Annotated in this window: 7 protein-coding genes; 2 read left to right on the top strand and 5 right to left on the bottom strand. The window is 71.6% G+C overall.

The features are described from left to right. Both MBSD_RS04510 and MBSD_RS04505 read right to left on the bottom strand, forming a co-directional pair. Positions 1-1,680, bottom strand: coding sequence for an alpha-amylase family glycosyl hydrolase (locus MBSD_RS04510; protein ID WP_062535468.1), 1,680 nt, complete (start codon positions 1,678-1,680; stop codon positions 1-3). Continuing rightward, positions 1,677-3,182, bottom strand: coding sequence for an MFS transporter (locus MBSD_RS04505; protein WP_062535466.1), 1,506 nt, complete (start codon positions 3,180-3,182; stop codon positions 1,677-1,679). The genes MBSD_RS04510 and MBSD_RS04505 overlap by 4 nt, the downstream gene beginning before the upstream one ends. 223 nt (positions 3,183-3,405) lie before the next feature. Here MBSD_RS04505 and MBSD_RS04500 point away from each other — a divergent pair, with 223 nt between their 5' ends. Beyond that, positions 3,406-4,644 (top strand): cation:proton antiporter, encoded by a 1,239-nt coding sequence (locus tag MBSD_RS04500; RefSeq protein ID WP_082306475.1) that lies wholly within the window; start codon positions 3,406-3,408, stop codon positions 4,642-4,644. A gap of 3 nt (positions 4,645-4,647) precedes the next feature. Here MBSD_RS04500 and MBSD_RS04495 read toward each other — a convergent pair whose 3' ends face one another. Both MBSD_RS04495 and MBSD_RS04490 read right to left on the bottom strand, forming a co-directional pair. Beyond that, the gene (locus tag MBSD_RS04495; RefSeq protein ID WP_062535464.1) at positions 4,648-6,159 is read right to left on the bottom strand and encodes a tryptophan halogenase family protein; all 1,512 of its coding nucleotides are present in this window, start codon (positions 6,157-6,159) and stop codon (positions 4,648-4,650) included. Positions 6,160-6,285: 126 nt separating this feature from the next. Then, complete coding sequence (locus tag MBSD_RS04490; protein WP_062535462.1) at positions 6,286-9,132, bottom strand: TonB-dependent receptor; 2,847 nt, start codon at positions 9,130-9,132, stop codon at positions 6,286-6,288. Between the two features lie 281 nt (positions 9,133-9,413). On the opposite strand from MBSD_RS04490, the gene MBSD_RS04485 reads away from it, so the two are divergent. After that, the gene (locus MBSD_RS04485; RefSeq protein ID WP_062535459.1) at positions 9,414-12,056 is read left to right on the top strand and encodes an alpha-amylase family glycosyl hydrolase; all 2,643 of its coding nucleotides are present in this window, start codon (positions 9,414-9,416) and stop codon (positions 12,054-12,056) included. A 209-nt stretch (positions 12,057-12,265) separates the two neighbouring features. Here the strand turns inward: MBSD_RS04485 and MBSD_RS04480 are convergent, their stop codons facing one another. Then, a complete protein-coding gene (locus MBSD_RS04480; protein WP_062535456.1) occupies positions 12,266-12,799 on the bottom strand; it encodes a GNAT family N-acetyltransferase in 534 nt (177 codons plus the stop codon). Positions 12,800-12,818: the final 19 nt, after the last annotated feature.

Genomic DNA, 12,818 nt, shown 5'->3' with positions numbered 1-12,818 from the left:
CTACTGCGCCGGATGGCCCTTCTCCGCCATCAGTCGCTCGAGCTGCGCGGCGAGGTCGGCGCGCGCCACCGGCGCGTCCAGCAGATACACCGCGACGTCGTGCGCGGGCACGGTCGCCTCCAGCGCGCCGCCGTCGCGCACGCGCACGCTGCGGCCGCCCAGCGCCGCCTGCCAGCGGCCGGCCTGCAGGTAGTCGGAGACGCGGAAACGCGTCGGCGCGTCGCCCTTGTTCAGCAGCACCAGCGCGACCTGGTGCATGCCGCCGTGCTGGTAGACGCGGTAGAACGCCGCCTGGTCGCCGGCGAAGCGCAGCGGCAGCATCAGCCCGCGCTGCAGCGCCGGCGTCGCCGCGCGCAGCCGCGCGATGCGCACCAGCGACCGGTAGATCGGACTGCGCGGCGCCGCGTCGATGCGCGCCTGGCCGTAGTAGTTGCGATTGCCGGCGTGCTCGCCGCGGCCGCGCATGAAGCCGGTCTCCGAGCCGTAGTACAGCGCCGGGATGCCGCGCGCGGTGAACAGCCAGTTGTTCGCATCGATGAAGCCGGCGTCGCCGGCATCCAGCCGCTTCATGTCGTGGTTGTCGTAGAACGTCACCAGCTCGTACGGGTTGGCGTAGGGACCGTTGGTCAGGTAGAGGCCGTCCAGCAGCCTGGCGTAGTCGCTGCCGGCATGCTCGAACACCTCGGCGATGCGCCCGCGCAGCGGGAAATCCAGCACGTCGATGCCGCCGTTCTCGGGCCAGGTGTACTTGCCGATGGCGTCGGGGTTGTAGTCGAACGCCTCGCCGAACATGAAGAAGCCCGGGTGCGCGGCGCGGATGCGCGCGGCGAATCGCCGCCAGAACGCGGTGGAGACGTGGCCGAGCGTGTCGATGCGGAACGCGTCGGTGCCCTCGCCGATCCACTTGAGGTAGGCGCCGGCGAAGTAGTCCAGCACCGCCGGGTTGGCCTCGTCGATGTTGGACAGCTGCGCCACGTCCTCGTAGGCGTGGTAGAAGCGGTGCAGCGGGTTGCGCCGCGGATCGAGCCGCCACGGCGGCAGGTTCTGCGCGTCCGCGATCAGCGTGCCGTTCTGGTCGAAGAGCTGGCCGAACTGCGGTTGCCGCTCCGGCATCGAGAACGCCGGCGAGCCGTGGTTGACCACGATGTCCTGCACCACCTTCAGGCCGGCGGCGTGCATCTTCGCGGTGAACTGCGCGTAGTCGAGGCCGGCGCTCGGCAGGTGTTCGTCCAGCTTGTAGAAGTTGACGCCCCAGTAGCCGTGGTAGCCGGCCTTGCCCTGGTCGGTCCAGAAGCTGCCCCAGTGCACCGGCGCGCCGCCGGTGAAGGCCTCGTCGGGATTGTCGACGATCGGCGTGATCCACACCGCGCCGAAGCCCATGCCGCGGATGTAGCCGGCGTTGTCGAGGATGCCCTTGAAGTCGCCGCCGAGGTAGCCGATGTTGGCGCTCTCGCCGTCCGGGCCCGGCACCGGGATGTCGAAGGTGCGGTGCGCGCCGCCCTGGTCGCGGTGGTCGTTGGATGGATCGCCGTCGACGAAGCGGTCCGTCATCACGAAGTAGATCGCGTCGGCGGCGAACGGCTCGAGCGTGCCGTAGTAGTCGGCCTCGGCGGCAGGCGCGGCGTGCGCGGCGCACGCCAGCAGCGCGGCCGCCAGCGCCGGCACCCGCCACGCCTTCACGCGCGCGGCTCCTGCGAGGCGAGGCCGGCGGGCGCGCGGCGCAGCCCCGGCTCGGCCACGCGCAGCACGCACAGGCCGGCGATCAGCCAGCTCACGCCGCCGACCAGCAGCGCGCCGATCGGCCGGCCGTGGAACAACGCCTTCAGCAGCACGCCGAGCACGCTCGCCGCCAGCAGCTGCGGGATGACGATGAAGAAATTGAAGATGCCCATGTACACGCCCATCTTGCGCGCCGGCAGGCTGTCCGCGAGCAGGGCGTAGGGCAGCGACAGGATCGAGGCCCAGGCGAAGCCGACGCCGAGCATCGAGGCGAGCAGCCAGTCGGGGTCGCGGATGAACAGGAACGACAGCAGCCCGGCGGCGCCGATCCACAGGTTGACCAGGTGGCTCAAGCGCAGGCCGATGCGCGCCACCATGCGCGGGATCGCGATCGCCGCCAGCGCGGCGAAGCCGTTGTAGGCGGCGAACAGCACGCCCACCCAGTTGGCGCCGGCGTTGTAGGCGGCGGAGGCGGTATCGCTGCTGCCGAAGTGCACCTCGGTCACCGCCGCGGTGGTGTAGATCCACATCGCGAACAGCGCGAACCAGGAGAAGAACTGCACCACCGCCAGGCGGCGCATCGCCTCGGGCATGGCGTGCAGGTCGGTCATGATCTGCGTGAAGGCGTTGCCACGGCGCACGCGCGCCAGCACCAGCAGGGCGAGGCCGTAGGCGAGCAGGCCGCCGGCCAGCAGATAGAGCTCGGGCGCGAGCTGCGCCAGCGCGATCCAGGCGGCGAGTCCGCCGCCGGCGGCCAGCCACGGCCACGCCTCGCGCGCCTTCGGCGCCGCCGCCGCGCGCGGCGGCGCCGGCTGCGCCTGCGCGAAGGCTTCCAACTGCTCCGGCGGATACTCGCGCGTGCGCGTCACCGTCCACAGCACCGCGCCCACCAGCGCCGCGGCGCCGAGGTAGAACGCGTAGTGCACGGTGGCGGGCACCGCGCCCGGCGTGGCGGTGTTGGCGACGCCGGCCTTGGCCAGCAGCCACGGCAGCAGGCTGGCGACCACCGCGCCAATGCCGATGAAGAAGCTCTGCATCGCGTAGCCGCGCGCGCGCTGCGACGACGGCAGCTGGTCGGCGACGAAGGCGCGGAACGGCTCCATCGACACGTTGATCGAGGCGTCGAGGATCCACAGCAGGCCGCCGGCGATCCACAGCGCCGGAGCGTTCGGCATCAGCAGCAGCGCCGCGCCGGCCAGCAGCGCGCCCCACAGGAAGTACGGACGGCGGCGGCCGAGCCGGGTCCAGGTGCGGTCGGAGCAGTGGCCGATGATCGGCTGCACGATCAGGCCGGTCATCGGCGCGGCGATCCACAGCAGCGGGATCTGCTCGATCGACGCGCCCAGCGTCTGGAAGATGCGGCTGACGTTGGCGTTCTGCAGCGCGAAGCCGAACTGGATGCCGAGGAAGCCGAAGCACATGTTCCAGATCTGCCAGAACGACATCGTCGGCTTGGCCGTCATCGCTACCTCCCCGGTCGCGCGCGCCCGGCGCGCCCGGCGCCGGTGCGGGTAGGGCGCCGGCGGGGCCGGCGCGACGCGCCATGGTAGGGCGAGCCCGCCGCGCACGCACCCCGGCACGCATACGTATTCATGCGCGCGGCGCCGCGCAGGCCGCGGCGCGCCTCGCCATCATGGCCGCGTGGCCCGAGGGCGCGGACGTGGTCCGCCGAGCGATGCGACGCCGATGAACACCACCGAGGTCTTCCTGATCGCGATGACGGTCATCTTCGCGCTGCCGTACCTGCTCTGGCGGCTGGCGCGCACCGACTACGTCGCGCCGCTGGTGGTGGTGCAGATCCTCGCCGGCATTCTGCTCGGTCCCGGCGTGCTCGGCGCGGCGTGGCCGCAGGTCTACGCCGCGCTGTTTCCGCCGCCGGTGATCCAGGCGCTGAACGGCCTGGCGTGGTGGGCGGTGATGGTGTTCGTGTGGACCGCCGGCATCGAGCTCGATCTCGGCCAGGTGTGGCGGCAGCGGCGCGAATGCGGCACCACCGCGGCGCTGGCGCTGGGCGCACCGCTGCTGGCCGGCAGCGGCGCGGCGCTCGCGCTGCTCGCCACGGGCGGGGGCTGGATCGGTCCGGCGGCGATGCGCTGGCAGTTCGTGCTCGGTGTCGGCATGGCCTGCGCGGTGACCGCGCTGCCGATCCTGATCCTGCTGATGGAGAAGCTGGCGATCCTGCGCACGCCACTCGGCGAGCGCGTGCTGCGCTACGCCAGCCTGGACGACGTGGCGATCTGGGGCGTGCTGGCGCTGATCCTGGTCGACTGGGAGCGGGTCGGCCGGCAGGCGGCGTTCCTGCTGCTGTTCGCGCCCGCGGCCGGGCTGTTCCGCGCGCTGATGCGGCGCCTCGCCGAGGCCGACCGCTGGTACGTCGGCCTGATCTGGCTGGCCGCCTGCAGCTATGCCGCCGACCGCGCCGGGCTGCATTTCATGGTCGGCGCCTTCCTCGCCGGCGCGGTGATCGAGCGCCGTTGGTTCGCGCAGCAGCGCCTCGACCTGCTGCGCGAGCACGTGCTGCTGGTGCTGATGCCGGTGTTCTTCCTCAGCACCGGCCTGCGCACGCAGTGGTCGATGGGCGGCGCCGCGGTACTGGCGGCCGCCGCGCTGCTGCTGCTCGCGGCGGTGGGCGGCAAGCTCGCCGGCGCGTACCTCGCCGGACGCCTGCTCGGCTGGAGGCGCGGCGAGGCCTGGATCATCGGCTGGCTGCTGCAAACCAAGGCGCTGATCATGATCATCTTCGTCGACGTGCTGTTCGACCGCCAGCTGATCAGCGGCGCCTGCTTCACCGCGCTGCTGCTGATGGCGGTGGCCAGCACGATGCTGTCGGTGCCGATGACGGCGCCGCGTCTGCGCCGTGCGCTGCGCGGCGACGCCGACGCGCAGCGCACGGACGTCGCGGCGCTGCCGGCGCGCGCCCGCTGACGCTCACGCCGGCAGCGGCGCCGCGCACTGCTGCTCGATGAAGCGCGCGTGGTCCGGCAACGTGGACACGGCGTGCGCGACCAGCGCGCGGATCTGCCCGAGGAACTCGTCGAGCTGCGCGGCGCTGGGGCCGTCGGCCAGCGGGTGGTAGCGCGCCGGCGCGATGCGCTGGCCGAGCATCACCTGCAGCCAGCCCGCTTCGGTGAACAGCTCATCCGCCTCGCGGAACACGCTGCCGGTGCGGCGGAACAGCTCGAGCTTGTGCGCCAGCGTGTCCGGCACCGGCATCTGTGCGCAGTGCCGCCAGAACGGCGAGTCGTCGCGCTCGGTGGCCTTGTAGTGCAGGACGATGAAGTCGCGGATGCGCTCGTACTCGAAGCGCGTCTGCCGGTTGTACTCGGCGGCCAGCGCCGGATCGCAGTGGCGGTCGGGGAACATCGCCAGCAGGCGGCTCAGGCCCGACTGCACCAGGTGGATGCTGGTCGACTCCAGCGGCTCCATGAAGCCGGAGGCAAGGCCCAGCGCCACGCAGTTGCGGTTCCACGCCTGCCGGCGCATGCCGGAGACGAAGCGCAGCGGGCGCGGCTCGGCCAGCGCCTCGCCGTCGAGATTGGCGAGCAGCTGCGCGGCGGCCTCGTCGTCGCTGATGAAGCGGCTGCAGTAGACGTGGCCGTTGCCGGTGCGGTGCTGCAGCGGGATGCGCCATTGCCAGCCGGCGGTGCGCGCCAGCGCCTGCGTGTACGGGCGCAGCGGCTCGACGCGTGCGCTCGGCAGCGCCAGCGCGCGGTCGCAGGGCAGCCAGTGCTGCCAGTTCTCGTAGCCGGTCTTCAGCGCGCCCTCGATCAGCAGGCCGCGGAAGCCGGAGCAGTCGATGAACAGGTCGCCGGCGACGGTCTCGCCGCTCTCCAGCCGCAGCGCTTCGATGAAGCCGTCCTCGCCGCGCAGCTGCACGTCGACCACCTTGCCCTCGATGCGCCGCACCGAGCGCGCGTCGCTGTGCCGGCGCAGGTAACGGCCGTACAGCATGGCGTCGAAGTGGTAGGCGTAGCGCAGCCCGGTCAGCGGCGTGTCGCCGACGCGGTCGAGCCGCGCGAAGCGATTGGCCGCGGCCGCCGCGGCGTTGAGCGAATACGCCCACAGGTCCGGCGCGTCGCTCCGCGCGCGGCTGCGCAGCCAGTAGTGATGGAAGGTGAGCAGGCCGAGCGGCAGGCCGAGGTCGCCGAAGGCGTGCCAGTAGCGGTCGCCGAGCCGGCCCCAATCGTGGAAGCGGATGCCCAGCTTGATCGTGCCGTTGACCGCGCGCAGCAGCGCGTTCTCGTCCAGGCCGAGGAAGGGGTTGAGCAGGCGGATCTGCGGGATGGTCGCCTCGCCGACGCCGACGATGCCGATCTCCTCGGACTCGATCAGCCGGATCTCCACCGCCGGCCCCAGCGCCCGCGCCAGCACGGCCGCCGCCATCCAGCCGGCGGTGCCGCCGCCGACGATCACCACGCGCTTGATCCGGGCATCGCTCATGGACCGTTGCCTCCGTCCTCGGCGGCGCCGCGGGCGGCGTCGGGCCGCTCCGCGGCGCGTCGGGAAAAAAAGAACCCCCGTCGTGGGTGGCAACGGGGGTGCAGGGGACGGCGCCGAGGTCGGCGCTCAGAACTTGTAGGACGCGCCGATCAGGTAGGTGCGGCCGAAGGTCTGGTAGTCGATGACCTGGCGCGGATAGCCGGGGTTGAAGGTGACGAACGGCTCGTCGGTCAGGTTGCTCGCCTGAGCGAGGATGGTCAGGCCCGCCAGCGGACCGTCGTTGAAGCTGTAGCTGATCTGCGCGTCGTAGATGCTGCCGCCCTTGACCTCGCGCAGGATGCGCGTCGCGCTGATGCCCTGCACTTCGCCGAGGAACTCGCTGCGGTGGCGGCGGCTGACGCGCACCTGGAAGCCGTCGCGCTCGTAGTACAGCGTGCTGTTGATCACCCACTTGGACAGGCCGGGCACGGTGATCGGGTTCGGATTGTCGCCCAGCGTCACCGAGCTCTTGGTGTAGGACGCGCTGGTGATGAAGCCGAAGCCGTTCAGCCACGACGTCACCATGTCCAGCGGGATGCTGACCGCGCCTTCCAGGCCCTTGATGTTGCCGCGGCCGTTGTTGGTCGGCGCGGCGATGAAGCCCTTGGTGGTGCCGAGCTGCTGCTGCTGGGCCGGGGTGAGGAAGTCGTTGACGTAGGCCGAGAAGTCGGTGATGTAGCTGTCGAACGGATTGACGAAGTCGCGCAGCTTCTTGTAGTAGGCCGCGCCCGACACGTAGCCGCGGTTGTCGGCGAAGTAGTGCTCCAGCGACAGGTCGATGCCGTCGGCGATGGTCGGCTTGAGGCGGGCGTTGCCGCCGGTGGCGCTGAAGAACGACTGGCTGGGGTCGGTCGAGGTCAGCTTGGTGATGTCGTGGTTCAGCACCAGGCTGGCGTTCAACTGGTCCATGCGCGCACGCGCCAGCGTGCGCGCCAGGCCGAAGCGCAGCTTGGTCTGGTCGGTCAGGTTGAAGATCAGGTTCAGGCTCGGCAGGTAGTGGTTGTAGGTGGTGCCGTCCTCGACCGGGATGAACGCCGCCTGCGTGCTGCCGGTGCTGCTGGTGCCGGTCTGCACGCGCGAGCCCTGCGAGGACTGGTCGGTGTGCACCACCTGCAGGCCGAAGTTGCCGGTGACCGGCACCGAGCCGATCGTGCTGTCGATGTTGAACTTGATGTAGCCGGTGCTGACCTTCTCCTTGACCTTCCAGTCCTGCGGCACCGCGAACGAAGACAGCGCCACCGGCAGCAGGTCGTAGTAGCCGTTGTTCAGCAGGTACAGCGGGTCGTAGGTGACCTGCGAGGGAATGCCGAGGAAGTTCAGGCCGACGTTCTCGCCCAGCAGCGCCTGTTGCGGGATCGGCGCGCTGGTGGCGCCGTTCGGCAGGGTGAGGAAGTCCTGGTCGATGTTGCGCTGCTTGTCGCGGTCGCTGTAGTTGACGCCGATCACCATGTCGGAGATCGGGCCGGACTGGAAGTAGCGGTCGGCGCTGAGGCGCAGGCTCTTCAGCTCGTCCACCGTGTGCGGCGCGTTGATGAAGCCGGCCTGCACCACCGGGTTCGGCTGCGCGCCGGAGCCCCAGCCCTGCGGGTCGGTCAGCACGAACTGGCTGGAGGCGTAGTCCAGCGTCGGCGTGAACCAGAAATAGCCGTCCTTGGTCTGCGTGAAGCCGAGCGAGTCGGTGGCGCCGGAGCCGACGTAGCCGGTGCCGGTGTACGACTCCAGCTCCATGTCGCGGCGGGTGGCGCGCGACCAGCTGAGGTCGGTCTCGCCGGTCCAGTTGTCGCTGATGGTGAACTTGTTGTTCCAGCCGGCGTTGTACAGCTTGGCCTTGCGCCGGTTGTAGTCGTTGCGCACCACCGCCTTGACGTTGTCGAAGGTGCCGCTGGTGACCATGCCGTCGTTGACGACGTAGCCCGGCTGCAGCACGGCCGAGGACCACTGCAGCGGGAACTCGATGCCGCGCAGGTGCTGCGCCTCGTCGAAGTCGGAGTAGGAGAGATCCAGCGTGCTGTGGAAGTTCTCCGACGGCTTGAATTCCAGCGTGCCGAGCATGCCGAGGCGGTTCAGCTTGTTCGAGGAGACGTAGTCCTTCGAACCGCCGATCACGAACGGGCCGGTGCTGGAGCCGTAGTTGGGATAGCCCCAGGCGTTGAACTTCTGCTCCTGCGTCGGCGTCGACTGCAGCGCGACGCCGAAAGTCACGCCGAAGGTGCGGTCGGCGAACTGGTCGACATAGGTGGCGCTGGCGCGGTAGCCGTGGTTGCTGACGTCGGGATTGAGCGATTCCTGGCCGTTGAACTCGTAGCGGGCGTTCGCCGCCAGCACGCGCTTGTTCTGATCGAGCGGGCGCACCGTGCGCATGTCGACGGTGCCGGCCAGGCCCTGGCCGATCAGCGTCGCGTCCGGCGTCTTGTAGACCACCACGCCGCTCAGCAGCTCGGCCGGATACTGGTCGAACTCGACGCCGCGGTTGTCGCCGGTGGTGACCTGCTCGCGACCGTTCAGCAGGGCGGTGCTGAGGTCGGGGCCGAGGCCGCGGATGCTGATCACCTGCGCGCGGCCGTCGACGCGCTGCGCGGTCAGGCCGGGCAGGCGCGACAGGCTCTCGGCGATGCTGACGTCCGGCAGCTTGCCGATGTCCTCGGCGGTGACCACCTCGACGATCGAGGAGCTGTCGCGCTTGGTCGCGATCGCGCTCTCCACGGACGCGCGGAAGCCGGTGACCTTGACCGCGCCGAGCTCGGTCGTCGACTTCTCCTGCGTGCGCTTCTTCGCGGCCTGCGCCGCGTCGGCGCCGTCGGTCTGCTTGGTGTTCTGCGCCTGGTCGGCCGTCTGCGCCGGCGCCTCGGCGTTCTGCGCCTGCGCGCCGGTGGCTGCCACCAGCAGCGCGGAGGCCAACGCTGCGCTGAGCAGGTTGCGCTTGAGAATCAACATGTACCCCCTCCCCAACATGGTTTGTGCGCGCGGCGGCGCTTTGTCGTCCACGAACCGGCCCGGCCTCGGATCGACGCGGGCGTGTCACACTTGACGGCGCAGATGGTAGCCGCGCGGAAATCGCCGGCGCGGGTTCTGCATACGTATTCATGCGCCGGTGGCCGGCCGACGTGTCACGACTTGTGGCGGCGCGCCGCATAGTGAGGGCATCGAGCGGCGCGGGCCGAAGCCAACGAAAGCCTTCGTGGCGGCCACGCGGCGCGATCGAGGGAGGAGTGCCGTTGCAAGCCGTCGCCGCGCGCGCGCGCCGCGCATCGTTTCTGCTTGCCGCGGCCGCGCTGCTGGGCGCGCCGGGTTGGCCCGCGTCGGCGCGCGCGGCCTGCGCGCTCGCGGCCGCGCCCGTGCCGCCCGCCGCGGTGCCTTCGCCCGACTGGCGCGCACAGGTGATCTACGAAGCGATGATCGACCGCTTCGACGACGGCGACCGCAGCAACGACGACCAGCACCGCGGCGAGTACGATCCCGCCGATCCGCGCAAATTCAGCGGCGGCGACCTGTGCGGGCTGGCGCGCCGCCTCGGTTACATCCAGGGCCTCGGCGTCACCGCGCTGTGGATCACGCCGCCGGTGGCGAACCAGTGGTGGGACGGCAGCATCGACTACGGCGGCTACCACGGCTACTGGGCGGAGAACTTCAAGCAGGTCGATCCTCACTTCGGCACGCTGGACGACTACCGCCGCCTCGCCGACGGCCTGCACGCGCGCGGCATGTACCTGGTGCAGGACATCGTGGTCAACCACGTCGGCAACTTCTTCGGCTACCGCGGCGGCTGGGATGCGCGCGATCCGGCGCGCCACTTCGCGATGAACCCCGACTCGCGCCCGCACCCGCGGCCGACGCAGTGGCCGTTCTCGCTGGACGACGCGCGCGTGCCCGCCGAGCGGCGCGCGGCGATCTACCACTGGACGCCGGACATCACCGACTTCCGCGACCCGCGCCAGCAGCACGACTACCAGCTCGCCGGGCTGGACGACCTCGACACGGAAAATCCGCTGGTGCGCCGCGCGCTGCGCGACAGCTACGACTACTGGATCCGCGCGGTCGGCGTCGACGCTTTCCGCATCGACACCGCGTTCTACGTGCCGCCGGCGTTCTTCCGCGACTTCCTCGACAGCGACGATGCCGCGGCGCCCGGCGTGCGCCGCGTCGCCGCCGCGAGCGGACGCCGCGGCTTCTTCGCCTTCGGCGAAGGTTTCGGCATCGACCGCGCCTACGACGACGCGCAGGAGCGCCGCATCGACGCCTACCTGCGCGACGCGCACGGCGACCTGCTGCCCGGCATGCTGAACTTCCCGCTGTACGGCTCGACGCTGGCGGTGTTCGCGCAGGGCCGGCCCACCGCCGAACTCGGCTGGCGCATCGCCAGCATGATGCGGCGCTACGCGCGTCCGCACCTGATGCCGAGCTTCGTCGACAACCACGACGTCGACCGCTTCCTCGCCGTCGGCGACGCGCGCGGCCTCGAGCAGGCGCTGCTGGCGATCATGACCCTGCCCGGCATTCCGGTGATCTGGCAGGGCACCGAGCAAGGTTTCAGGGAACAGCGTGCGGCGATGTTCGCCGGCGGCTGGGGCGCCGGCGGCCGCGACCACTTCGACGCCGAGGCGCCGCTGTATCGCTATCTGCAGCGCGCGATCGCGCTGCGCCGCAGTCACGCCGTATTGTGGCGTGGCGATCCGACCGTGCTGTACGCCAGCGCCGCCGGCCCCGGCGGCCTCGCCTGGCGCATGGACGACGGCGCCGCGCGCGCGCTGGTCGCCTTCAACACCGCCGACGCGCCCGCGCTGCTCGACCATCTCGACACCGGCCTGCCGCCGGGCACGCGCCTCGCGGGCGCCTTCGCCATCGACGGCGCGCCGCAGGATCTCGTCGTCGGCGCCGACGGCCGCGTCGACCTCGTGCTGCCCGCGCGCAGCGGCAGGGTGTGGCTGCGCGCGCGCGGCGTCGCGGCGGCGCCGGCGTCGGCGTCGGCGCTGTCGATCGACCCGCTGCCGGCGGCGCCGCTGCGCGGCGACCTCGTGCTGCGCGGCCGCGCGCGCGGCGTCGCGCATTTCGTGCTGGTGGTCGACGGCGACCTCGCGCACGCCACGCCCGTCACGCCCGGCGCCGACGGCCGCTGGCAGGCGACGCTGTCCACCGCCGACATGATCGATCCGGCGGCCGAGCACCGCGTGGTGGCGTGGGCGGAAGACGCGCGCGCGGCCTCGGCGCCGCAACGCTTCCGCGTCGAACGCAGGTGGACGACGCTGGCCGAGATCGACGATCCCGCCGGCGACGACCGCGGGCCGCGCGGCCGCTACGCCTATCCCGACGAAGCGAGCTGGCGCGGCCTGCATCCGGCCGACCTGCGCCACGTCGCCGTGCGCGGCTCCGGCGGCGCGCTGCAGGTGGAGGTGCGCCTGCGCGACCTGATCGACGCCTGGAATGCGCCCAACGGCTTCGATCACGTCGCGCTGACGCTGTGCGTCGAACTGCCGCGGCGCGCCGGCGGCGCCGCCGTGCTGCCGCTGCAGCACGCGACGCTGCCCGGCGGCATGCGCTGGCACTACCGCGTGCGCGCCAGCGGCTGGGGCGTGGCCGGCTTCGGCAGCGACGGCGCCTCGCCGACCGACGAGGGCGCGCCGCTGCGACCGGCGCCGCAACTGCGCGCCGACCTCGGCGCGCGCACGCTGACGCTGACCATTCCCGCCGCCGCGCTCGGCCATCCCGCCACGCTGTCCGGCGCACGTTTCTACCTCGCCGCCTGGGACTACGACGGCGGTTTCCGTCCGCTGACGCCCGCACCCGGCGCCGGCACGTTCGGCGGCGGCGGCGCGGACGATCCGCGCGTGATGGACGACACCGCGGTGATCACGCTGCCGTGACCCCGCGCGGACGTCCGCGATCGCGTAGGTTGGGTCGAGTGCCGGCGAAACCCGACGTTCGTGCCATCCGCGCGATGGGTTTCGCTGCGCTCGACCCATCCTACGAAGCTACCGTGACCCGGTGCCGAAACATATGCATCCCCGTAGGGCGGGCCTTGGCCCACCGCCTTTGCACTCCATGACCCGGCGATGCTGGGCTGAAGCCCACCCTACGGAGCGTCGTTCAATCCGCTCCCGCGCTGCCGCTCCGATCCGCCGCCCGCCAGTCGCCACGCCCAGCGCACCACCGTCGCGCCGTCCGTGTCGACGAACGCAGGCCCCGGCGCGAAGCCGAGCCGCGCGACGACGCGCGACGAGGCGACGTTGTCGGGCAGCACGTGCGCGACGACTTCGCGCACGACACCACTGTCGGCGGCGAGTCGCAACAGCTCGCCGACGGCGGCGGTGGCGATGCCGCGGCCGCGCTGGCTCTTCGCCACGCCGTAGCTGATCTCGACGCTGCCATCGACCGGCGCGGTCTTGAAGCCGCAGCCGCCGAGGACCGCATCGCGCGACGCCGGCACGATCAGGTACGGCACACACCACGCTGCGGGCGTGCCGGCCTCGAGCTGCGCCAGCGCCCGCGCGGCGACGTGCCGCGGCGGCGGGCCGCCCTCGTGCACCGTCATGCCGGCGAAGTCGCCCGGCTCGCCGGCGGCGAGGCGGCGCAGATTGGGCAGGTCGAGAGGGACGAGTCGGATCATGTCGGGATGGTACGAGGAT

It is taken from the genome of Mizugakiibacter sediminis, assembly GCF_000953855.2.
In the GTDB taxonomy this organism is placed as follows: Bacteria; Pseudomonadota; Gammaproteobacteria; order Xanthomonadales; family Rhodanobacteraceae; genus Mizugakiibacter; species Mizugakiibacter sediminis.
The sequence above is the reverse complement of the archived record's forward strand: the minus strand, read 5'-3'. Positions and strand labels throughout refer to the sequence as shown.

Excerpts from the sequence above, each read along its gene's own strand:
- MBSD_RS04505 (WP_062535466.1), bottom strand. The coding sequence starts at position 3,182 with ATGACGGCCAAGCCGACGATGTCGTTCTGGCAGATCTGGAACATGTGC.
- MBSD_RS04500 (WP_082306475.1), top strand. The coding sequence starts at position 3,406 with ATGAACACCACCGAGGTCTTCCTGATCGCGATGACGGTCATCTTCGCG.
- MBSD_RS04495 (WP_062535464.1), bottom strand. The coding sequence starts at position 6,159 with ATGAGCGATGCCCGGATCAAGCGCGTGGTGATCGTCGGCGGCGGCACC.
- MBSD_RS04490 (WP_062535462.1), bottom strand. The coding sequence starts at position 9,132 with ATGTTGATTCTCAAGCGCAACCTGCTCAGCGCAGCGTTGGCCTCCGCG.
- MBSD_RS04480 (WP_062535456.1), bottom strand. The coding sequence starts at position 12,799 with ATGATCCGACTCGTCCCTCTCGACCTGCCCAATCTGCGCCGCCTCGCC.